Source organism: Neotamlana laminarinivorans (assembly GCF_020523925.1).
Lineage (GTDB): Bacteria > Bacteroidota > Bacteroidia > Flavobacteriales > Flavobacteriaceae > Neotamlana > Neotamlana laminarinivorans.
On sequence record NZ_JAJAPW010000002.1, the window covers coordinates 291,505 to 313,699 of the forward strand.

Here is a 22,195-nt window from a genome sequence, read left to right on the forward strand (position 1 = left end):
CCGTTAAAAGGCCAGAACTCAAAAAAAGTTATATTTATAACATGCAAATTCCCGAAGGAAAAAAATTATATTTCGCTTCCGACAATCATTTAGGCGCACCAACAAAAGAAGCCTCTCGACCACGCGAAAAAAAGTTTGTAGCCTGGTTAGACGAAATAAAACAAGATGCGGCAGCTATTTTCCTTTTAGGCGATTTATTCGATTTTTGGTTCGATTATAAAACCGTTGTACCTAAAGGCTTTACCAGAACTTTAGGCAAACTTGCCGAAATTTCCGATTCTGGAATTCCAATTTATTACTTTGTTGGTAACCACGATTTATGGATGAATGGCTATTTCGAAGAAGAATTAAACATTCCTGTTTACCACAAACCTAAAGAATTCACTTTTAACAACACCACTTTTTTTATAGGACATGGCGATGGTTTAGGCCCTGGCGATAAAGGTTACAAACGCATGAAAAAAGTATTTACCAATCCGTTTTGCAAGTGGTTATTTAGTTGGTTGCACCCCGATATTGGCGTAAAACTAGCTCAATATTTATCGGTAGAGAATAAAATGATTTCAGGCGACGAGGATGCTAAATTTTTAGGCGAAGATAACGAATGGCTTGTGCAATATTGCAAGCGCAAAGAAAGTCAAAAACATCGCGATTACTACGTGTTTGGACACAGGCATTTACCGCTAGAAATTTCTATTGAAGACAAGGCAAAATACATAAACCTAGGCGATTGGATTATTTATTACACCTACGGCGTTTTTGATGGAGAAACACTAGAGCTTAAAAAATATTAATTGGTTTCTTCATGCCCTTCGTAATCCTTTGTTAAATCTAAATTTCTTAAAATTTTATTTTTAAAGCCAATAGCGGTAACCGTTAAAAGCGTCATAGTTCCACCAAAAATAACAGCTCTTACAGGTCCTAATAATTTCGCGGCTAAACCGCTCTCGAAAGCACCCAACTCATTAGACGAACCAACAAACATTGAATTTACAGACGATACACGTCCGCGCATTTCGTCAGGTGTTTTTAACTGCAAAATAGTTTGCCTAATAACCATAGAAATACCATCGGCAGCACCACTTAAAAATAAAGCTACCACACTAAGCCAAAAGCTAGACGATAGGCCAAAAACTATAATACAAATTCCAAAAATAAATATAGAAGCTAATAACTTTTTACCTGCATTTTTTGCAACTGGAATATAGGTGGTTAAAAACATACTAACAATACTTCCTAAAGAAATTGAAGCATTTAAAACACCAAAACCTTGCGAACCAACCTTTAAAATATCTTGAGCAAAAACCGATAATAAAGCTACAGTTCCGCCAAAAAGAACCGCAATCATATCTAAAGTTAAAGCACCTAAAATCGCCTTATTTGAAAACACAAACTTAACGCCAACAGCCAAACTATCTTTAACAGACTCTTCTTTGTTAGTGTTTAAAATTGGTTTCTTTTTAATTCTGAAAGTGAAAATTAAGGCTAAAACTACCAAAACAAAAATGATGCACAGTGTTTTATCGACACCTATCCAATGAATAAAAAATCCACCACAAAGCGCACCTAAAACGGTGGCTGCTTTCCAAGTACTTGTGCTCCAAGTTGCGGCATTTGGGTATACTTTTTTAGGAACAATTAAAGCGATAAGTGAAAATATGGTTGGCCCAAAAAACGAACGTAAAAAACCACCAAAAAACACTAATGTGTAAATACCATATAAAATAGTTTTTGTAGACCAATTTGCTACAACAACATCCCAAGTTAAACAAAATAAACCTAAACTAATAAATGAAAATAAGGCAATACAAATTGCAAGTAAATTCCGTTTTTCGCTTCGGTCTACAATATGGCCTGCAAAAAGTGCCATGGTAAACGCTGGAATAATTTCCATTAAGCCAATAATTCCCAGAGCTAACGGATCTTTAGTTAAACTATATACTTCCCACTCGATAACAATAAATTGCATGGACCAGCCAAATACAAGTAGAAATCGCATAAAAAGGAAGATATTAAACTCCTTAAATTTTAAAGCCGCGTAAGGATCGTTTTTTGCCATAATTTTAAATAACGAAAGTATTAAAATTACATCTTGCAGCTAGTAAATTTATCTAATTTTTACATAAATCTCCAACATAATCGTCGAGTTCTAACTGAAAAAGCGTGCCTTTAATTAAATCATCAACCAAGGCTAATTCTTTGTTATTTATTGCAACATCAATTTGTTTACAAGGTGTTTTAAGTAAAATATTTCTGGTATCGCAATTTAAATCGCATTGATTGCAAGGTAAATTCCATTTGGCAGCACTTACACAATTATAAAATTCTATTATTTCTTGGTGAGAAAAATAAAAGCCCATATCTCTAAATATAATTTGAACTTTATTTTGAACCTGATCTGTAATTGGATCTTTCCACTTAAAGGCTATACCAAAGCTGTTGTTGTATAATTTATAAATATCTTGTTGCATAACACTTGATTTACAACAAATATAAGAATTATTTAGACTTATTCTAAATAACTGAATTTATTTAACATCTCGAAGCTTTAATTGCAAACTTACTTCTCCTTGCCAATGGTTTTCATCAATAGAATATACAGCGCTAAATGGCTTATTATTACTTACCAAATTTAATTTATCGCCTAAACCAAAACCAATAGCTACCATTTTATTATGGGCTTTTTTTTGAGTGACCGTAAGCCTTAAATGGGTTTTATCTTCTCCGACGCATTTGGCATAACCGGTATCTATTAAATCTTCAGTCATAAAAACAGGCGTCATATTACCTGGTCCAAAAGGAGCAAATTGTTTTAAAATGCGATAAAATTTAGGTGTAATATTATCTAACTCTATTTTACCATCTACTTTAATTTCCGGTGTAAGTAAATTGGTATCGATAGTTTTAGAAACTTCATCCTCAAAAGCTTGTTTAAAAGCTTCGTAGTTTTCTGCTTTTAATGTTAAACCTGCGGCATATTTATGACCTCCAAATTGTTCTATATGTGCTTTGCAGCCTTCCAAGGCATTGTAAACATCGAAACCTGTTACAGAACGTGCCGAAGCTGCTAATTTATCGCCACTTTTAGTAAACACCAAAGTGGGACGATAATAGGTTTCGGTTAATCGTGAAGCCACAATACCTATAACGCCTTTATGCCAGTTTTCACTGTATACAACGGTTGTAAAACGCTCTTGTTCTTGCTGTATTTCAATTTGCTGTAAAGCTTCTTGAGTAATTAGTTTATCGGTTTCCTTTCTCTCGGAATTAAAGGCTTCAATTTCTGCTGCGCATCTTTCGGCTTCAGCCAAATTCATTTCTGTTAAAAGTGAAACGGCGTAATCGCCATGTTTCATTCGGCCCGCAGCATTAATTCTTGGAGCCACAATAAAAACCACATCGGTTATGGTTAATTCATCTTTATTGGTTTGAGCTATAATCGCTTTAAAGCCTGGTCTTGGGTTAGTGTTTATAACTTGTAAACCATGATAAGCTAATGCTCTGTTTTCCCCATCTATAGGCACGATATCTGCACCAATAGCTGTTGCAACCAAATCTAAATAAGGTAAAAGATCGTTGATGGTTTCTCCAGTTTTTGAAGCTAACGCCTGAATAAGTTTAAAACCTACGCCGCAACCACAAAGCTCTTTGTATGGATAATTGCAATCGGGTTGTTTGGCATCTAAAACCGCCACAGCTTCTGGAATTTCGTTTCCTGGGCGGTGATGATCACAGATTATAAAATCGATTCCTTTTTGTTTAGCGTAACTTATTTTATCGATGGCTTTTATGCCGCAATCTAAAGCAACTATAAGCGTAAAATCGTTATCGTGCGCAAAATCGATACCTTGTGTTGACACACCGTAACCTTCGTTATACCTATCTGGAATATAAGTCGCTACATTAGGCGTGCGTGTTTTTAAATAGGATGACATTAAGGCTACTGCCGTTGTTCCATCTACATCGTAATCGCCATAAACTAAAATATTCTCACCATTTGCAAAGGCTTGCTCAATGCGTTTTACGGCTTTATCCATATCTTTCATTAAATACGGATCGTGTAAATCGTTTAAACTTGGGCGAAAAAACCGTTTTGCATCATTGTATGTTGTTATGCCACGTTGCACCAATAAGGTTGCTGTAGTTTCGTCGACATTTAAGGCTTTTTGTAAAGCTTCAACCTTATGCGATTCTGGTTTTGGTTTTAGCGTCCAACGCATTGTTCATTTTAAGTTTCAGGGGTTACTTATCGATATTAATTTGCTTGGTTTCTTTTCAGAAATTGACTAAAAGAAACCACAATTAAACTATTTATTATGAAAATGAGTTTGAATATCTAACTCGGCGAATTGACGAAACATTTCCATTACACCACAGTATTTTTCAATAGATAAATCGACTGCTTTTTGAAGCTTTTTTTCGTTTAAGTTACTGCCTGTAAAGTGAAAATGCATGGCAACTTTGTCGTAATATTTTGGGTGTTCTTCGGTTAAATTAGCCTCGATTTCAATTTTAAAATCGTCTACTTCAAGCTTCATTTTTTTTATTAACGAGGCCACATCTAAACCAGAACAACCCGCTAAACCAGATAGCATAAGTGCTTTTGGACGGTAACCTTCGCCTTTGCCTCCGTTTTCTTCGCCTGCATCAATAAATAAATTATGTCCCGATGGGTTTGTACTTTCAAACTTCATGTCGCCCAACCAGGTTGTTGTAATATGATTTGCCATTTTTTGTAGTATTTCAATAAACATCAAAAATACTACTTATAAAGTTAATTTAATAATTATCGCGAAGCCATTCGAATACCGATTCCATGTGATGCTTTACCTCAACCGTCGATTTCCTGTAATGGTTATTCATAAAACTAAAAATAAGTGTTTCTCCAGAATTGGTAATTAAATAACCGCTTAAAGAATAATTATTACCAACCGTTCCCGATTTAGCATAAATATAAGGCTCATTACCGCCTTTATAATACCGTTTTAAAGTGCCAGTTTTTCCGCCTACAGGAAATAAATTAAACAGTCGTTCTTGAGGAATATCGTTATATAATTTAGTTAAAACTTGAACAAAAGATGTTGGTGTAAACAAATTATATCGGCTTAATCCAGAGCCATCTACCCAACGTGGTTCTTGTTTTAAATCATTTAACTGATATTTTAAAATATGCGTTCGCGCTTTTTGAGAACTTAAGGTATCGGACAATGTAGATGATGCCATGATAAGCATTTGTTCGGCCAGAAAATTATCGCTTACTTCCATCATGCGCTTATATAATGAATCTGATGCAATGTTGCTGTAAGCTACCTGATCGAATGGTTTATTTGATGCTTTTACAAAGGTTATTTTATTAGGATAAATGGTTTGCCAAAGTTGTTTTATTAAAGTAGAATCGATGACCAAAGGAACTTCAATAGTATCTTGATTTTTTTTGTTGTAATAGAAGATGTTATCGTTATAATTTCGGCGTTTGGGAGTAAACACTTCTGTTACATTTTGGCTTAAAACTTGGGGAATAACCCGCAAACTATCGGTTTTACTAATTGTTGCAACATTGGCGTACATAGGAAAACTGCTTCGCTCTGGACTAAAATAAGTGTCGTAATCTTCCCAAGCCCAACCAGGACCAAATTTTTCATCATCTAAATTATTATAAATCAATTTTACATGTTTATAATTTTTAGCCATTTTTAAAGCGGTGCTATCATTAAAAAAAGGATGCAAAAACGTTGGATTTCCAGTACCTAGAATAGTAATAGTATCGCCTTCTGTTTTATATTTAAATGCAGGAATATAGGTTGGCAAAAGCTGTAATGCCGAATACAATGTAAAAATTTTGGTATTGCTTGCTGGTGTAAAATATTTGCTGGCGTTATAACTAAAAACGGTGTCGCTATTTTTAGCATTTACAACAAGTAAGCCCGTAAATTGATTGTTATAGAAAGGCGTTTCAAGCTTATTCGTTATGTTATTTTTAATACGCTGCGATTTGCAATTTGTTAAACTTAAAAAAACAAGACTTAAAATAATTACACTTTGTAAACGATACCAAATCATTATAAAATATTTATTTTTTCTGCTTTAAAAGCATCAAAAATTTCATTATCTGGATTAATATCTGAAATAATGGTGTCTACCTTATTTATTGGCACTACCGAATGCCTTTTAACAGAATTAATTCTTGTACTTACGCACATTACAACTACATAATTTGAAGTTTCAATCATACTGTTTTTTATTCTAGAAACCTCCCAATTTGGTTCGGTTAAACCTCGAGAAAGGTCTATACCATCTGTTCCCATAAAACAAATATCTGCACTAATATTATAAATGGGTTTTACTACATCTATACCAACGGTAACTTGAGCCTCTTTATTTAATTTACCTCCTATAAAAATTACCTCAACCGATGGATGGTGAGATAACTCGACAGCAATTGGTAAACTATATGTATAAATGGTTGCGTTTATTTTTGGCGGAATTATTTTAGCCAACTCTAAGTTAGTAGAACTACCACTCATTATAATTACCTGCCCGTTTTTTATAAGCTGTACGGCTTTTATGGCTATTTTTTTCTTTTGTTCTATATCTGAGGTACTACGCTCATCATAAGACCGAACACGACTTTCTTTTAATAATGCACCCCCATGAACTTTATAAATTAAATCCTTAACCTCAAGTTCTTTTAAATCTCGTCTAATAGTATCTTCAGAAACAAAAAGTAAACCGCTTAAATCCTTGGATAATACTTTTTTACTCATTTTTAACTTATCCAGAATTAATTTATGGCGTTCCTGCTTTAACATAACTATTAAGAATTTTTTTATAAATATCCGATTTTCAAATAAATTTTGCAATAAAAACGCATAAACACGCAAAAAAATGCATTAATTTTTTATATTTGAGAGACAATTAACTCATAAATCAACTTATATGAAGAAAAAAACGACCCTCACTTTTCTTGTTTTCTTCACAACCACTTTTAGTTTTTTATATGCTCAAAGCATTACTGTTAGCGGTAAGGTTACAGACGCCTCTGGCGTGCCGTTACCTGGTGTGAATATTCAAATTAAAGACTCAAACTTAGGGGCATCAACCAATTTTGATGGTCTTTACAGTATTTCGGCAAAACAAGGCGATGTTCTTGTTTTTTCTTTTTTAGGATTTGAAACTAAAGAAGCAACCGTAGAAGGAACTACATTAAACATAAGTTTAACTGAAGGAACCGATGCCCTCGACGAAGTTGTAGTAACTGCTTTTGGCATTAAAAAGAAAGAAAAATCTTTAGGTTACTCTGTAACACAAGTAAAAACAGACGACTTAAATTTAACCGGAAACACGAACCCAATTTTAGCTTTACAAGGTCAAGTTGCAGGTTTACAAATTAGCAACCCTTCAGGAACTGCAGGTGGTGGTGTAGATATACTTATTCGTGGCATGTCTTCCATGGACCCTACCCAAAATAATCAACCACTTATAATTTTGGATGGCGTTACCCTAAACAACGATACTTTTTCGGGAGACATTTTACCAGCAGCCGGATCTAACGCTTCGGGAAGCAATGAACAGTTTTCATTTGCTAGTAGAATTGGTGACTTAAACGCCGATGATATTGAAAGCTTTAACGTATTAAAAGGTGCCGCTGCAACAGCATTATACGGTAGCGCTGGTGCAAATGGTGTTATTGTTATCTCCACCAAAAAAGGAAAACAAGGTAAACCAAAAATTAATTTAAGTGTTTCAACAAGCGTAAGTAAAGTAACAAAAGCTCCAGAATTACAAAAAGTTTTTAGGCAAGGCATTTACGGCGAAACCAACACCCTTTATTTACCAGACACACAATCTGGTTACCAATACATTTCTGGAACATCTAGTTCTGGACCATATAACTGGGGTGTAAGATATACCGATGATTCCATTTTACAAGACGGTGAAACATATGACTTATCTAACGATAAATTTTACGACCCTTATGAATTGTTTGAAACCGGAACAAACAAAAATATAAATTTTGATATTTCTGGAGCCTCTGAAAAAATTGACTATTATTTTTCTGCTGCAAATACAAGATCTGAAGGTATTATTCCATTTACCGATTTTGGAAAAACAGCATTAAGATTTAAGGCTGGTTATCAAGTTACAGATAAATTTAAAATTAACACATCGGTTATGTACACCAAATCGGATGCTAGGAAACCTACAGGTGGCGATAAATCTATAATTAGTGCTTTAGGGTATTGGTCCCCAACTTTTCCAATAAACGATTTTTTAAATGCCGATGGTTCTGCAAGAAACCCTTATCCTGGTTGGATTGATAACCCAAAATATAACGCTTACATTAGCGGTTTAACCGAAGACACAAACCGATGGTTAGGTAATATAAATTTAAACTGGACACCAAAAGAGTGGTTCAATTTAAACTACACAGCTCAAATTGATAATTACACAACTTTTCTTAATCGTTTTGTGCCACCAGAATTAGATTCAGGATCTCAAGTAAATGGTTTTATAGTAGATCAGGTTTATGATTTTATGGGATTAGAGTCTAACTTATTGGCTACATTTACTAAAGACATCACCGAAAAACTATCAAGTTCTTTACTCGTTGGTAACTCGGTTAGAGATTTTAAAAGAACATCTTATAGAATGTATGGTCAAAACCTAAATATTCCGCATTTTAATCATATGAGTAACGCTCAAGAAAACTTTTCTATTTCAAATTATGTTGCTCAAACAAGAACAGTTGGTTTATTTGGTGAACTTAAATTAGATTACGACGATAAAATATTCCTTTCTGTTACTGGAAGAAACGATTGGTCTTCAACATTACCTGTAGAAAACAGTTCCTATTTCTACCCTTCAGTAAGTTTAGCTTATAATATTCAAAGTTTATTTGGTGCTAACGATGTATTTAGTTTTGGTAAACTTAGAGTATCTTACGCTCAAGTTGGTAACGATACCTCATTTGGACAAACCGGATACTATTTTTACCCAGATGCTAATTTCCCATGGGCGGGAACAGGTGGATATATAGCCGATAAAACCATTGCCGATCCAGACCTTAAAGCAGAAATGACAAAAGGTTGGGAATATGGTGCCGATTTAAGATTCTTTCAAAACCGCTTAAGGTTAGATTATGCTTATTACAAAAACAATATTCACGATGCTATTTTCGCTTCAAACACAGCGCCTTCAACATCAGTAACATCAATTCGTAGAAACTCTGGCTTATACCAAACCGAAGGACATGAACTTTTAATAAGTGGCGATTTAATTAAAACTACAGATTTAGATATAAGTTTAACGTACAACTTCTCTAAAACACAAGGAACAGTTGTTGATTTGCCCGATGATGTACCTTACATTAACTTTTCTGGCGATCTTACAGGTGCCTATTTATATTTACAACCTAAAGAAGGTGATAATATTGGTGCTATTTACGGGTATAATTATGATAGAACCGACGATGGAGAACTTATTATAGATTCCACAATTGGCTTGCCAACCACAACCATAACTGATGAAAATCGTGTTATTGTAGGAGATGCTACTCCAGATTTTATAATGAGTTTAGGTAGTAATATAAGATGGAAAAACTTTCGATTTAACTTTATGTTCGAATGGAAAAAAGGTGGCGATAAATACTCTTGGCAACGTTACATTTTAAACCGCATGGGACAATCTGAATTTACTATGCAATACAGAGAAGGTGATGGTCAATATTTATTTGATGGTGTAATTGAAGACCCAGACAATGCAGGTTCTTACATTCCTAACACAGTGGTAGCAGACTTTTCTCCAGAATCTGTAACTGGATATAGAATGTTTAACTGGACAAACTACGGACGTAGAACTGCAGATAACTTATTACAAGATGCATCGTGGGTAAAAATTAGAAGCCTTGGCTTTACCTACAGCATTGATAATTCAATTTTAGAAAGACTACACTTAAGTCGTTTCGAATTAAGTGCAAACGTAAATAACATTTTAGTTTGGACACCTTTTGATGGTTTCGATCCTGAAGGAAGTGACTACTCTGCAGGAAGCAACATTTACGGTTTTACTGGTAGAGGAATTCCTTTAACCGAGAATTATTCATTTGGGTTAACTGTAGGATTTTAAAAAAAGAAAGCATTATGAAAAACACAATAAAAAACATACTCCTTTTAGTTTTAATAACTACAGGAATTTATAGTTGCGACGACTATTTAGATGTAAATAAACCTTCGAGTGCACAAACCGAAGATGCCCTAGACATGAAGGACATTATAGGCCCTGTAATGTTTAATACCGTATATGCATTCTATTACTCAGAGCTAACCTATGGTAATTACACACAATACTTTGGCTCGTATGGTTATGGATCTGTAGGGTTAACAAGTAATTCAGCAACGTGGTCTAATATTTATACAGAAGCTTTACCAAATATTGAAGTTTTAAAAAGCAAAGCCGAAGAGCAAGAAGCTGTTTATTATATGGCAGTTATTAAAATTCTTGAAGCTGTAAATTTAAGCTTAGCGGTAGAAAATTGGGGCGATGTACCATATTCTGAAACTGGAGATCCTTTTATATACCCTTATCCAAGTTTAGATGATGGCGAAACCGTTTACTACCAAGCTCTCGATTTATTAAACGAGGCTATTGCAGCCCTTCAAGGCACAGACAACTCGCAAATTACCATGGGAACAGAAGATTTGTTTTACGATGGCGATTTCGATAAATGGCTTCGTGCAGCTTACACTTTTAAAGCGCGTATGCAACTTAAATTAATTAACACTGGTGGCGCAACAGCTGCAGATGTTATTGCTTCAATAGATAATGGTTTAGCTTCAAACGACGATAATGTAGTATTAGAATTTCCTGAAGGCGAATTAAACCCTTACTATTCTACAAATGTATTAGCAAGAGCAACATCAAATTTTTACCGCGCACCTAACGATCAATTAATTAGTATAATGAACGGAACAACATATCCATTTGAAAGCGGTGTTGTTGAAATTGACCCAAGATTACCCGAAATTTTTGAAAACGAAGGAGAAGATGGCGACCCTTGGAGAGGTTTTATGAATGGTGGCACAGGTGAATCATCAGATGGTGAACCGGCAAATACTTACTATAAAGATGGTGGCTACCATACTAGTGCAACTTCATCTTTAATACTTTTAACTTATGCTGAAGCTATGTTTATTAAAGCTGAAGCTGAATTTTTAGCAAACGGCGGAACAACTACAAGTGTGGGAAGTTCAATCGATGCTTACAACGCATATTTAGCCGGAATTAGTGCAAATATGGATGAAATTGGTGTTGATGGCACAAATTATATGGCAGATACTGCCGTTGCTGTTGGTGTTGATGGCTTAATGTTAAATCATATCATGAAAGAAAAATACATTGCAAATATTCATAATGTTGAAACTTACAACGATATGCGTCGTTATAATTTCTCTGCAGATGTTTTTAAAGATTTAGATTTACGTTTAGAAGAAGATGCTGATGCTAGCGAATACGGCGGGCAATGGTTTAGACGCTCAATTTATCCATTATCTGAAACCGATTCTAACGAAAATATAACTTACGACGAGAGCTCATCAATTGTTGATATTTGGCTTTTTGAATAATTAATTAAACCCAAAATAATAAAAACCTCAGCAATTTTCTGAGGTTTTTATTTTCTACTTAAAACATGTTTCAATTTTAATAAATCTTGCTCTGTATGGTTTGCTGTAATAACAATACGGCTCATTAAATTTTTATAAGTTGGGTATTTAAAATTTGTTATTACTATATTTTCCTCAAATAAGTAGTTGTATAAGGTTTCCTCTTCAGAATAAATTACCGGGTAGTTTTTATTGAATTTAAGTTTTACTGAAGGACTGAAGCCTTTAAATAAAACATTCAAATTTGCTTTTAATTTATCTTGTTGAAATTTTATAATGTCTTGAGATTTTAAATACGCATCAAAATACGCTGGGTTAGCACACGACGACGACACAAAAAGCGCTTCTTCTTTAATATGTTTAATAAAACCTTGATCTGAGGCAATAATTCCTCCCGACAACCCTAAGGCTTTTCCTAAAGAAGACACCATAATTTTACGAGATAACACTTTATTATTTATACCACCAAATATACCTTTTCCTAAATCGCCTACAATTCCTAAACTGTGAGATTCATCAACAATAAGTGTTACTTTTTTTGTTTTAGAAATTTTATTTAGAAGATTAAAAAGTGTAGCTTCAACCTCTAATCCCAAAATAGCATCGGCAGTTATTACAATATTTTCAGGTGTATTATTTAGCAAATTAGGGTGTAACTTTTCCTCTTGAAATAAAGGCAAACTTTTATGATGTAAAATCGCTGGATGCGTTTTTGGGTAATGATAAAACGAATAATTTAATTTAGAAAAATGCTCTAAAACTAATTTGCCTGCTAAAGTTCCAGACGATGTTGTAACCGAAGCTTCTGCACCTATTTGTTCGGCAAAAAAAACCTCTACCTCATCAAAAATAGAAAGTTTTATGTTTGAGCTTCTTGAGCTTCCATAAAATGATCCCCATTTTTGCAAACCATTAATTATATGCTTTTGAAACTCTGTATGTGTTGGTAATCCTAAATATGCGGTACCACCAAAATACAAATAGTCTTTTCCTTTAATATTTATAAGCCTATCAGGAAACTGGTTTACCTTCATTTTAACTTAAATTAATGTAACACCAACTCCGTTTTTATCGCTGTAATTTACAACACCATCTGTAATAGTAACGCCTTTTGCAATATCTTCAGAAAGTAATAACGCACCATCCATATCAACATAATCTAGCAGAGGCAATAAATGTGCTATGGCAGAAATGCCAACCGAAGATTCTGTCATGCAACCCACCATGGTTTTCATACCTAGGTTTTTTGCTTTTTGCAACATGCGTCGTGCAGGTGTTAAACCGCCACATTTTACTAATTTTACATTTACGCCATGGAAATGGTTTTGGCATTTTTCTATATCGGCTTCTATTTGGCAGCTTTCGTCTGCAATTACAGGTAAAACCGATGTTTTAAAAACTTTTTTATGCCCTTCCCAATCGTCTGCTTTTAAAGGTTGTTCTAAAAATTCAACCCTAAGTTTTTTAAGCTCTATAGCGTTTTTTATGGTTTCATCTACCGTCCAACCGCAATTGGCATCAATTCTAAAAACGGCATTTGTATGCTTGCGTAGTTCGGTTACAATTTTAATATCTTCTTTAGTACCAAGTTTTATTTTATAAATGGGCCAAGGCAGTTCCTTCATTTTAGCAACCATTTTATCTACGGTGTCAATACCAATAGTATAATCGGTTAACGGATTATTTTCTGTATTATAACCCCAAAGCTCGTAAAGTTTTTTGCCTTGTTTTTGGGCGTACAAATCGTTGAATGCTAAATCTAGAGCACAAAGTGCGAACATGTTGTTTTTTAAATGTGGATAAAAAATTTCCCAAAATTCCTCTGGTGTTTTGTTTTTATTAGATATTATTTCTGGTATTAACACCATAATATCGTCTTGCATTTTTTTTACAGTAATGTTATAATACGGGTTTGAAGTGGCTTCACCTAGCGCAGTAAATCTACCACTATTTAATTGCACAATTAATGATGGTTGCACATCGTGAGATTCTCTAGAAATTGTAAACGTATGTTTTAATTTTAACTTGTAAGGCTTTAAAATAACCTGCATAAATTAATTAGTTTAATTTGTAGTTAAGGTAGTGAAATTATAAATGAAATTACTTTCAATTTAAATAGATTCTGTTTTTTTATATGTCTATTAGAAAAAGGTTTCAACAATAAATAATTTTTTTAAATTGTTGCATGAAATTTATAAAACCACTTCTTTATATTTTATTTATTGCGTTTATCTATTGTAAAAATACTAAAAAAGAAAACCAAACTGGTTTTAAACTAGTTAAACGAAATTTCTACGTTGTTAATTCTGTAAATGGCTTAAACGCTTACTACAATAGCGATACTGGACAACCTTTAAATGGCTATTATATAGTTGGAAATAAACTAAATAAATGGGAAGAGTTTGAAGTTGATAATGGCTTATTAAAAGGTGAATATATTATTTATCACCCTAACGGAAAAGCCTACTCAAAAACCACATATTCCAATGGTAAAAAGCATGGTGAAGAACGCTTTTTTTTACCAGACGGAACTTTAAGTAAACTTAATAATTATAAAAATGATAAACTTTATGGCACATCATATTTATACTTTAATAATGGACAAATACATACTAAATCTAAAATAAAGAAAGAAGAAGTTATAGAGTCTGTATCTTATAATTTAATTGGAGAAATTGAATCTCAGATGTTTATTAATGATGGCTTAAAAATAACACAAACTATTAATGCTGGTAAAATTGTTGTTGAAAAAATTTCATCAACTTACGATAATTTTGAAGCTGTTAAATTTTATAATGAGGATGGCTCTCTTGAAAAATTTTTACGAATAATTACCAATAACGAAAATCCTGAAATTATTGAATTAGATGAAAATAAAAACGAAATAAAAAGGGTTAATTTAAAAACTAACCCTGAAGAAATTGAAACGTACAGAAAGTACTTTGGGTATTTTTAAATTATTTTTCTACTAAAGCTTCTCCTTTAAAAACTAAACCTTCAAATCCGGTTTTCATAAAATTTCTAATATTTTGGTGCCCAGTTCCTGTTGGGTCATTTAAAACCTCATCGAAATAATATTTACCAAAACAGGCTAAAGTTTCTTCTTTAGTTAACTCTTGTGCTTTTGCAAAAGCAAATAATTTACAAGACCCAGAGTTTTGACCTGCTTCGTTTTGTAAATCTCCATTTATAAAAGCTGTTGGTGTAAAATTATAGTTAGCCTCAATAGTTTCCATGGTTTCAGAAAAATCGATAGCTTCTGGATTGTTTTTTAGTTTCGTTTTAAAAGTCTCTATTTTCATTACAATTTGAATATTTAATTATTTTTTTCCAGCTGCAATAATAACAATTTCTCCTTTAGGCGGCTTGTTAGTATAAAACTCTAAAACTTCTTTTGCTGTGCCACGTATGGTTTCTTCAAACATTTTTGTAAGCTCGCGAGATACAGAAACTTGCCTATCTTCGCCAAAATATTCGCAAAAATGCCCAAGCGTTTTTATTAATTTATGTGGGCTTTCGTAAAATATCATGGTTCGTGTTTCTTCGGCTAGTAAATTTAAACGCGTTTGCCTTCCTTTTTTTACTGGTAAAAAGCCTTCAAAAATAAATTTATCGTTTGGTAAACCACTATTTACAAGAGCTGGCACAAATGCTGTTGCTCCGGGTAAGCACTCAATATCTATATTATTTTCTATACATGCTCTTGAAAGTAAAAAACCAGGATCGGAAATACACGGTGTTCCGGCATCGCTAATTATAGCAATGGTTGTTCCTGTTTTTAGTTTTTGAATAATATTTTCAACCGTTTTATGCTCATTATGCATGTGATGTGATTGCATATGAGTTGAAATTTCGAAATGCTTTAGGAGTTTACCTGAAGTTCTAGTGTCTTCTGCCAGAATTAAATCGGCTTCTTTTAAAACCTCTATGGCTCTAAAGGTAATATCTTTTAAATTACCTATGGGTGTAGGCACAATGTAGAGTTTACTCATTTGTTAGTGATTGTAGTGGCATCCTTTTTTTATTAAATAAGCTTTAATTATATAAAAAACCTAAAACATAGGATAATGCTTATAAGCACAAATGTATTACAAATAATAAAAAAAGATATAACGTAAAGCACGACCGCGCTCGCGATAGCGTTTAAAGCGTGGTAACACCCAAAAATTAATTAAATTTAGCTTCTATTATTTCTAAAAAACGATCTTCAAACTCTTCTTTTCCCTGCCAATTATTATAATCTGGCTTTATCATTGTTGTAATAAACTGTTGGGCTTCTGTAAAGGTTTCGGTGGTATTTAATTGCGAAATTACCCGATCGTAATCTTCACTTTTACCGTTAAATAGTTTGTTTATAAAGGCTATTTTATCGTTTAAACCTATGTTTAATTTATTAATGTTTAATTTATCGTTTAACGATTTTTTTTCAAACGAAACACTACTTGTTGCTTTTGTTACTGGTTCGAAAACTGGGGTTTCTTTAAAACCTGCTGTAATTTCGTCGAAATCTGGTTTTGCAACAGGTTCATCTATTTTATCTGGCATTAGCGTTGCCATATCTTTTATTTTGTGTATGGCGTGCTCCATAATATCGTCTTTGTTATCTTCTTCGTCTTCCAGTTTTATGTAAACCTTATCTTCAACCTCAATACTATCGCTTATTTTGTTATTAAAAGCACTATCTAACATTCCAAAAAACGATGAATTGCTACCTATACTTGGCATGCCTGCTTCGGCATTTTCTTCGGCAAACTTTAAAACCGAAAGTTTTTCATACAACACAGCGACCTGTTCGTGCATTTTTTTTACATCCTCTCTGCCTTTAAGTTTTAATATTTTATGTGCAATGCTAATGAGTTCAGCTTCTAACTTCTTCTTCATTATTTTATTTTTTAATTGTTATTAACAGGTTTTTGTTTTTTAATAAATTTGCGCCACCTTTATACAAACGAAAATTCGATTTGTTTTAGTGTTAAATTTACAAAATGTTTCTTGAAAATACAGTAAATCATAAAGAACAATTTGGTTGGATTGAAGTTATTTGCGGTTCCATGTTTTCTGGTAAAACCGAAGAGCTTATTCGCCGATTAAAACGTGCACAATTTGCAAAACAAAAGGTTGAAATTTTTAAACCTGCTATTGATGTGCGTTACGATGAAGAAATGGTGGTTTCTCATGATTCTAACGAAATTCGATCTACGCCTGTACCTGCCGCGGCCAACATTCCTATTCTGGCCGATGGCTGCGATGTTGTAGGTATTGATGAAGCCCAATTTTTTGACGACGAAATTGTGCGTATTTGCAACGATTTAGCTAACAAAGGCATTCGCGTTATTGTAGCTGGATTAGATATGGATTTTAAAGGCAATCCTTTTGGGCCAATGCCTAATTTAATGGCTACTGCAGAATATGTTACCAAAGTTCATGCTGTTTGCACTAGAACTGGTAATTTAGCCCAATACAGCTACCGAAAAGCCAAAAGCGATAATTTAGTGCTTTTAGGTGAAGTTGAAGAATACGAACCACTTAGTAGAGCCGCTTATTACAAAGCCATGTCGCGTGATAAAATTCGTAATATAAAGGTAAACAACCCAGAGGAAATACCGACTTCTAATTCTAAAGACACTAATGCCGACAGCAAATGAAACAGTGCTTGAAATTGACTTAAAAGCACTACAACATAATTTTAATTACCTAAAATCTAAACTACAAAAAAACACTAAATTTTTAGCAGTTGTTAAAGCCTACGCCTATGGTAATAATGCTGAAGAACTTGCTAAATATCTTGAAAATTTAGGTATAGATTATTTTGCAGTTGCTTACACTAACGAAGGTGTTACACTTAGAAACGCTGGTGTAAAAACACCTATTTTAGTGTTACACCCGCAAGCAACAAACTTTAATTCACTTATAGAATACAAACTAGAACCTAATTTATACAGTCGTAAAATTTTAAACCAGTTTATTGAATTAACACAAAATGAAAAATTAATTAATTACCCAGTACACCTTAAATTTAATACTGGATTAAATAGATTGGGGTTTTCTGTAAATGATACATCTTACTTAGCTGAAACCTTAAAAAAAACAGATGCTATAAAAGTAAAATCGATATTTTCACATTTGGCAGCGAGCGAAGATTTAAATGAAAAACCTTTTACACTAACCCAAATAAATAGTTTTAAAACTATTACAGATAAGCTGTCTAATTTAATTGGTTACAAACCAATTTTACACTTATGTAACACTTCTGGTATTTTAAACTACCCAGAAGCACACTTTAATATGGTGCGCAGCGGCATTGGCCTTTATGGTTATGGTAACTCCGTAAAAGAAAATCAAAATTTAAAACCAATAGGCACTTTAAAAACTATTATTTCGCAAATTCACACTTTAAAAAAAGGAGATTCTGTTGGCTATAATCGTGGCTATATTAGTAATAGCATTTTAAAAACAGCTACTTTACCTATTGGGCATGCCGACGGTATTGGTAGGCAATATGGTAACGAAAAAGGGTACGTAATAATTAATAACCAAAAAGCACCAATAATAGGCAATGTTTGTATGGATATGATTATGGTAAATGTAACCGAAATAGATTGTAATGAAGGCGATGAGGTTATAATTTTTGGCCCAAATAATACTGCTGAAAAATTTGCACAAACCGCAAATACTATATCTTACGAAATTTTAACATCCCTCTCACAACGCATTAAACGCGTGTATTTATATTAAATTTTAACATTTTTTTAAATATTTTATTTAATTTAGTCGCTCACTAACTATTAATAAAATTTTTATCATGTTAAAAGAGTTTAAAGAATTTGCAATGAAGGGTAACCTTATAGACATTGCAGTTGGTTTTGTTATGGGTGCTGCTTTTAAAGAAGTAGTTACATCTTTTACTGGAGGAATTGTATCTCCACTAATTGGTTTATTATTCGATACAGACTTTAAAGATTTAAGATTGAAATTACAAGATGGAGAATTAAACGAAGCTGGAGAAATGGTAGGCGAAGTTTATTTAGAGCACGGACAATTTATTACTAATGTTTTAGATTTTATAATTGTTGCATTTGTAATGTTCTTGGTTGTAAAAGGTGTTAACAAATTAAAGAAGAAAGAAGAGCCAGCTCCAGAAGCTCCTGCAGGACCTAGTCAAGAAGATTTACTTGCTGAAATTAGAGACTTGTTAAAAAAATAACATAAAGTTTAATAAATAACAACCTGTTATTTGTTGTTAAAAGACCTTATTTTTAATTAAATAAGGTCTTTTTTTATGTATTTTTGCCTCCACATTTTAAACTAAACATTAAAAAAATGAAAGTAGCTGTTGTTGGTGCCACTGGTATGGTAGGCGAAGTGATGCTAAAAGTTCTTGCTGAACGTAATTTTCCTGTTACAGAATTAATTCCTGTAGCTTCAGAACGTTCTGTTGGTAAAAAACTAAATTATAAAGGTGAAGATTATACCGTTGTTGGTTTAGAAACCGCTGTTTCTATGAAACCAGATATTGCATTATTTTCTGCCGGTGGAGATACTTCTTTAGAATGGGCTCCAAAATTTGCTGAAGCAGGTACAACTGTTGTAGATAACTCTTCGGCTTGGAGAATGGATCCTACTAAAAAATTAGTAGTTCCAGAAATTAACGCTTCTGTATTAACAAAAGAAGACAAAATTATTGCCAACCCAAACTGTTCTACAATTCAGTTAGTTATGGCTTTAAATCCGTTACATAAAAAATATAAAATGAAACGTGTTGTAGTTTCAACTTACCAATCGGTTTCTGGTACAGGTGTAAAAGCCGTACGCCAATTAGAAAACGAAATTGCTGGTGTTGAAGGCGAAATGGCATACCCTTACCCTATTGGTAGAAATGCTTTACCACATTGCGATGTGTTTTTAGATAACGGATACACAAAAGAAGAAATGAAATTGGCCAGAGAGCCACAAAAAATAATGGACGATAAAACATTTTCTGTTTCTGCAACAGCTGTTAGAATTCCTACTGCTGGTGGACATAGCGAATCTGTTAATGTAGAATTTGAAAACGATTTCGATTTAGCCGAAGTTCGTCAATTATTAAGCGAAACTCCAGGAGTTGTTGTACAAGACAATACCGCTACAAACAGCTACCCAATGCCAATTTTTGCACACGAAAAAGATGAGGTTTTTGTTGGACGTATTCGTAGAGACGAAACACAACCAAACTCTTTAAACATGTGGATTGTTGCTGATAACCTTCGTAAAGGTGCCGCAACCAACACTGTTCAAATAGCAGAATACCTTGTTGAAAATAAATTAGTATAATACAATTTCAATAAAAGTTTGTTAAAGGCTCCTACAATATGTAGGAGCTTTTTTATTTTTGGTAAAACTATCTGATCGTGAAAAGATTTTCAATTTCCATATTAAGTCTATTATTGTTAGTGGCTTGTAAGCAACAAAATAAAACTAAAAAAACAACAGCTGTGAATTACCCTGAAACCAAAACCGTTGATACTATAGATACCTATTTTGGTGAAACCGTAAAAGATCCATATCGTTGGTTAGAAGATGATATGAGTACCGAAACAGCTGCTTGGGTTGAGGCGCAAAACACTGTAATGTTTAGCTATCTTAATAAAATTCCGTTTAGAAAAAACATAAAAAATCGCCTTGAAAAGCTCTGGAATTACGAAAAAATAAGCGCTCCTTTTAAAGAAGGTAATTACACTTATTTTTACAAAAACAACGGGTTACAAAACCAAAGCGTTATTTATAGAACAGATAGTAATGGTAACGAAGAATTATTTCTAGATCCAAACACATTTTCAAAAGATGGTACTGTTTCCCTTGGCGATTTAAGTTTTTCTAAAGACGGTAGTATTTTAGCTTATTCTATTTCAGAAGGTGGTAGTGATTGGCGAAAAATTGTCATTCTAAATACCGAAACTAAAACCGTTGTAGAAGACACTATTATTGATGTTAAATTTTCTCAAATATCTTGGTATAAAAACGAAGGCTTCTTTTACTCAAGCTACGATAAACCAAATGGTAGCGAGCTTTCTGCTAAAACAGATCAGCATAAAGTATATTACCATAAACTAGGTACACCCCAGCAACAAGATCAACTTATTTATGGTGGTTCACCTAACCAAAAACACCGTTACATTTACGCCGGTGTAACCCAAGATGACAAGTACCTAATAATTGCACCAAAAATTTCCACCACGGGAAACAAATTGTTTATTAAAGATTTAACCAAACCTAACAGCGATTTTATTACTATTCTAAACCATACAGATAGTAACACGAATATTATAGACAACAAGGATAATACACTTTATTTAGTTACAAACTTAAACGCACCCAATAAGCGATTAGTAAAAGTTAATACTTCCAACCCAACTCCTGAATTTTGGGAAGATGTTATTCCAGAAACCAAAAATGTTTTGTCGGTAGCAACCGCTGGTAAATATTTTATCGCAGAATATATGGTTGATGCCATTTCAAGCGTAAAACAATACAATTACAACGGCGAATTAATTAGAGAAATTACGCTTCCTGGGGTTGGTAGTGCCGCTGGTTTTGGCTGCAAAAAAGATGAAATTATAGATTACTTTGTATTTACCAATTACAATACGCCTTCAAATATTTACAAGCTTAATTTAGAAACTGGTGCAACAGAACTTTATTGGAAACCATCTATAGAATTTAACAGCAATGCTTACGAGAGCAAACAAGTATTTTACACATCAAAAGACGGTACTAAAGTACCCATGATAATTACTCACAAAAAAGGTATTGAACTAAACGGTAAAAACCCAACCATTTTATATGGTTATGGTGGTTTTAATGTTAGTTTAAACCCTGCATTTAGTATCGCAATGGCAGTATGGATGGAGCAAGGCGGCATTTATGCTGTACCTAATTTACGTGGAGGTGGCGAATATGGTAAAGCTTGGCACGATGCAGGCACAAAAATGCAAAAACAAAATGTGTTTGATGATTTTATCGCTGCCGCGGAATACTTAATAGCTAACCAATATACTTCCTCAGAATATTTAGCCTTACGCGGTGGTTCTAACGGCGGTTTGCTTGTTGGTGCAGTAATAACACAACGCCCAGATTTAGCAAAAGTAGCATTACCCGCTGTTGGAGTTTTAGATATGCTACGCTACCACACCTTTACTGCTGGTGCAGGTTGGGCTTACGATTATGGTACAGCAGAAGATAGCGAAAAAATGTATAAATATTTAAAAGCATATTCTCCTGTACACAACGTAAAACAAACTACATATCCTGCAACTTTAATAACAACTGCCGATCATGATGATAGAGTTGTACCTGCGCACAGTTTTAAATTTGCAGCAGAATTACAAAATAAGCAACAAGGCGAAAACCCTATATTAATTCGTATTGAAACCAATGCGGGCCATGGTGCTGGTACACCTGTAAGTAAAACTATTGAACAATATGCCGATATTTTTGGCTTTACCCTCTATAACATGGGACTTTCTGTATCAGAATAAGTTTTTAATAAACTCGCAATG

20 protein-coding genes are annotated in these 22,195 nt (G+C 33.5%); 9 read left to right on the plus strand and 11 right to left on the minus strand.

Annotated features, from left to right (window positions below; translation table 11 throughout):
- The first annotated feature begins 41 nt into the window (after positions 1 to 41).
- Positions 42 to 794 carry a UDP-2,3-diacylglucosamine diphosphatase gene (locus LG649_RS05060; RefSeq protein ID WP_226541772.1) on the plus strand — a complete coding sequence of 251 codons (753 nt, stop codon included), beginning with the start codon at positions 42 to 44 and terminating at the stop codon, positions 792 to 794.
- Here the strand turns inward: LG649_RS05060 and LG649_RS05065 are convergent.
- From LG649_RS05065 to LG649_RS05090, 6 genes are all read right to left on the minus strand, one after another.
- A complete protein-coding gene (locus tag LG649_RS05065; RefSeq protein WP_226541774.1) occupies positions 791 to 2,059 on the minus strand; it encodes an MFS transporter in 1,269 nt (422 codons plus the stop codon). The two genes, LG649_RS05060 and LG649_RS05065, sit on opposite strands and share 4 nt — an antisense overlap.
- A 52-nt stretch (positions 2,060 to 2,111) precedes the next feature.
- On the minus strand, positions 2,112 to 2,471 hold the full coding sequence (locus LG649_RS05070) for a hypothetical protein (protein WP_044631496.1): 360 nt from the start codon (positions 2,469 to 2,471) through the stop codon (positions 2,112 to 2,114).
- A gap of 57 nt (positions 2,472 to 2,528) precedes the next feature.
- Positions 2,529 to 4,220: a single-stranded-DNA-specific exonuclease RecJ gene (gene recJ, locus LG649_RS05075; protein ID WP_226541776.1), complete on the minus strand. Its 1,692-nt coding sequence runs from the start codon at positions 4,218 to 4,220 to the stop codon at positions 2,529 to 2,531.
- A gap of 87 nt (positions 4,221 to 4,307) precedes the next feature.
- Positions 4,308 to 4,730, minus strand: coding sequence for an OsmC family protein (locus LG649_RS05080; protein ID WP_226541778.1), 423 nt, complete (start codon positions 4,728 to 4,730; stop codon positions 4,308 to 4,310).
- A 49-nt stretch (positions 4,731 to 4,779) separates the two neighbouring features.
- Positions 4,780 to 6,060: a D-alanyl-D-alanine carboxypeptidase/D-alanyl-D-alanine-endopeptidase gene (locus LG649_RS05085; RefSeq protein ID WP_226541780.1), complete on the minus strand. Its 1,281-nt coding sequence runs from the start codon at positions 6,058 to 6,060 to the stop codon at positions 4,780 to 4,782.
- Positions 6,060 to 6,809, minus strand: a complete 750-nt coding sequence (locus LG649_RS05090) for a DeoR/GlpR family DNA-binding transcription regulator (protein ID WP_226541782.1) — start codon at positions 6,807 to 6,809, stop codon at positions 6,060 to 6,062. Before LG649_RS05090 ends, LG649_RS05085 begins: the two co-directional genes overlap by 1 nt.
- A gap of 127 nt (positions 6,810 to 6,936) precedes the next feature.
- On the opposite strand from LG649_RS05090, the gene LG649_RS05095 reads away from it, so the two are divergent.
- A complete protein-coding gene (locus LG649_RS05095; RefSeq protein WP_226541784.1) occupies positions 6,937 to 10,125 on the plus strand; it encodes a SusC/RagA family TonB-linked outer membrane protein in 3,189 nt (1,062 codons plus the stop codon).
- 14 nt (positions 10,126 to 10,139) lie between these two features.
- Positions 10,140 to 11,621 (plus strand): SusD/RagB family nutrient-binding outer membrane lipoprotein, encoded by a 1,482-nt coding sequence (locus tag LG649_RS05100; RefSeq protein WP_226541786.1) that lies wholly within the window; start codon positions 10,140 to 10,142, stop codon positions 11,619 to 11,621.
- Between the two features lie 47 nt (positions 11,622 to 11,668).
- Here the strand turns inward: LG649_RS05100 and LG649_RS05105 are convergent, their stop codons facing one another.
- Positions 11,669 to 12,694 carry an aminotransferase class I/II-fold pyridoxal phosphate-dependent enzyme gene (locus tag LG649_RS05105; RefSeq protein ID WP_226541789.1) on the minus strand — a complete coding sequence of 342 codons (1,026 nt, stop codon included), beginning with the start codon at positions 12,692 to 12,694 and terminating at the stop codon, positions 11,669 to 11,671.
- Between the two features lie 6 nt (positions 12,695 to 12,700).
- Complete coding sequence (locus LG649_RS05110) at positions 12,701 to 13,711, minus strand: dipeptide epimerase (RefSeq protein WP_226541792.1); 1,011 nt, start codon at positions 13,709 to 13,711, stop codon at positions 12,701 to 12,703.
- Positions 13,712 to 13,845: 134 nt separating this feature from the next.
- Here LG649_RS05110 and LG649_RS05115 point away from each other — a divergent pair, with 134 nt between their 5' ends.
- Entirely contained in the window at positions 13,846 to 14,616 is a 771-nt protein-coding gene (locus LG649_RS05115) for a toxin-antitoxin system YwqK family antitoxin (protein WP_226541794.1), read from the plus strand.
- Between the two features lies 1 nt (position 14,617).
- On the opposite strand, the gene LG649_RS05120 is transcribed toward LG649_RS05115, so the two are convergent.
- The 3 genes from LG649_RS05120 to LG649_RS05130 form a co-directional block, all read right to left on the minus strand.
- Complete coding sequence (locus tag LG649_RS05120; protein WP_226541796.1) at positions 14,618 to 14,962, minus strand: HopJ type III effector protein; 345 nt, start codon at positions 14,960 to 14,962, stop codon at positions 14,618 to 14,620.
- Positions 14,963 to 14,980: 18 nt separating this feature from the next.
- Positions 14,981 to 15,652, minus strand: a complete 672-nt coding sequence (gene rsmI / locus LG649_RS05125) for a 16S rRNA (cytidine(1402)-2'-O)-methyltransferase (RefSeq protein ID WP_226541798.1) — start codon at positions 15,650 to 15,652, stop codon at positions 14,981 to 14,983.
- Between the two features lie 175 nt (positions 15,653 to 15,827).
- Positions 15,828 to 16,541 (minus strand): hypothetical protein, encoded by a 714-nt coding sequence (locus tag LG649_RS05130; protein WP_226541800.1) that lies wholly within the window; start codon positions 16,539 to 16,541, stop codon positions 15,828 to 15,830.
- 104 nt (positions 16,542 to 16,645) lie between these two features.
- Between LG649_RS05130 and LG649_RS05135 the strand changes: the two genes are divergently transcribed.
- From LG649_RS05135 to LG649_RS05155, 5 genes are all read left to right on the plus strand, one after another.
- Positions 16,646 to 17,305: a thymidine kinase gene (locus LG649_RS05135; RefSeq protein ID WP_226541802.1), complete on the plus strand. Its 660-nt coding sequence runs from the start codon at positions 16,646 to 16,648 to the stop codon at positions 17,303 to 17,305.
- Positions 17,289 to 18,395, plus strand: a complete 1,107-nt coding sequence (gene alr / locus LG649_RS05140; protein ID WP_226541804.1) for an alanine racemase — start codon at positions 17,289 to 17,291, stop codon at positions 18,393 to 18,395. The genes LG649_RS05135 and alr overlap by 17 nt, the downstream gene beginning before the upstream one ends.
- Positions 18,396 to 18,462: 67 nt before the next feature.
- Complete coding sequence (mscL, locus tag LG649_RS05145) at positions 18,463 to 18,864, plus strand: large-conductance mechanosensitive channel protein MscL (RefSeq protein ID WP_226541806.1); 402 nt, start codon at positions 18,463 to 18,465, stop codon at positions 18,862 to 18,864.
- Between the two features lie 116 nt (positions 18,865 to 18,980).
- The gene (locus LG649_RS05150) at positions 18,981 to 19,970 is read left to right on the plus strand and encodes an aspartate-semialdehyde dehydrogenase (RefSeq protein ID WP_226541822.1); all 990 of its coding nucleotides are present in this window, start codon (positions 18,981 to 18,983) and stop codon (positions 19,968 to 19,970) included.
- A gap of 77 nt (positions 19,971 to 20,047) precedes the next feature.
- Positions 20,048 to 22,174 (plus strand): prolyl oligopeptidase family serine peptidase, encoded by a 2,127-nt coding sequence (locus tag LG649_RS05155; RefSeq protein ID WP_226541824.1) that lies wholly within the window; start codon positions 20,048 to 20,050, stop codon positions 22,172 to 22,174.
- Positions 22,175 to 22,195: the final 21 nt, after the last annotated feature.

Bases quoted from the DNA above. Each gene is read 5' to 3' on its own strand.
- LG649_RS05060 (WP_226541772.1), top strand. From the start codon at position 42: ATGCAAATTCCCGAAGGAAAAAAATTATATTTCGCTTCCGACAATCAT.
- LG649_RS05065 (WP_226541774.1), bottom strand. From the start codon at position 2,059: ATGGCAAAAAACGATCCTTACGCGGCTTTAAAATTTAAGGAGTTTAAT.
- LG649_RS05070 (WP_044631496.1), bottom strand. From the start codon at position 2,471: ATGCAACAAGATATTTATAAATTATACAACAACAGCTTTGGTATAGCC.
- recJ (WP_226541776.1), bottom strand. From the start codon at position 4,220: ATGCGTTGGACGCTAAAACCAAAACCAGAATCGCATAAGGTTGAAGCT.
- LG649_RS05080 (WP_226541778.1), bottom strand. From the start codon at position 4,730: ATGGCAAATCATATTACAACAACCTGGTTGGGCGACATGAAGTTTGAA.
- LG649_RS05085 (WP_226541780.1), bottom strand. From the start codon at position 6,060: ATGATTTGGTATCGTTTACAAAGTGTAATTATTTTAAGTCTTGTTTTT.
- LG649_RS05090 (WP_226541782.1), bottom strand. From the start codon at position 6,809: ATGTTAAAGCAGGAACGCCATAAATTAATTCTGGATAAGTTAAAAATG.
- LG649_RS05095 (WP_226541784.1), top strand. From the start codon at position 6,937: ATGAAGAAAAAAACGACCCTCACTTTTCTTGTTTTCTTCACAACCACT.
- LG649_RS05100 (WP_226541786.1), top strand. From the start codon at position 10,140: ATGAAAAACACAATAAAAAACATACTCCTTTTAGTTTTAATAACTACA.
- LG649_RS05105 (WP_226541789.1), bottom strand. From the start codon at position 12,694: ATGAAGGTAAACCAGTTTCCTGATAGGCTTATAAATATTAAAGGAAAA.
- LG649_RS05110 (WP_226541792.1), bottom strand. From the start codon at position 13,711: ATGCAGGTTATTTTAAAGCCTTACAAGTTAAAATTAAAACATACGTTT.
- LG649_RS05115 (WP_226541794.1), top strand. From the start codon at position 13,846: ATGAAATTTATAAAACCACTTCTTTATATTTTATTTATTGCGTTTATC.
- LG649_RS05120 (WP_226541796.1), bottom strand. From the start codon at position 14,962: ATGAAAATAGAGACTTTTAAAACGAAACTAAAAAACAATCCAGAAGCT.
- rsmI (WP_226541798.1), bottom strand. From the start codon at position 15,652: ATGAGTAAACTCTACATTGTGCCTACACCCATAGGTAATTTAAAAGAT.
- LG649_RS05130 (WP_226541800.1), bottom strand. From the start codon at position 16,541: ATGAAGAAGAAGTTAGAAGCTGAACTCATTAGCATTGCACATAAAATA.
- LG649_RS05135 (WP_226541802.1), top strand. From the start codon at position 16,646: ATGTTTCTTGAAAATACAGTAAATCATAAAGAACAATTTGGTTGGATT.
- alr (WP_226541804.1), top strand. From the start codon at position 17,289: ATGCCGACAGCAAATGAAACAGTGCTTGAAATTGACTTAAAAGCACTA.
- mscL (WP_226541806.1), top strand. From the start codon at position 18,463: ATGTTAAAAGAGTTTAAAGAATTTGCAATGAAGGGTAACCTTATAGAC.
- LG649_RS05150 (WP_226541822.1), top strand. From the start codon at position 18,981: ATGAAAGTAGCTGTTGTTGGTGCCACTGGTATGGTAGGCGAAGTGATG.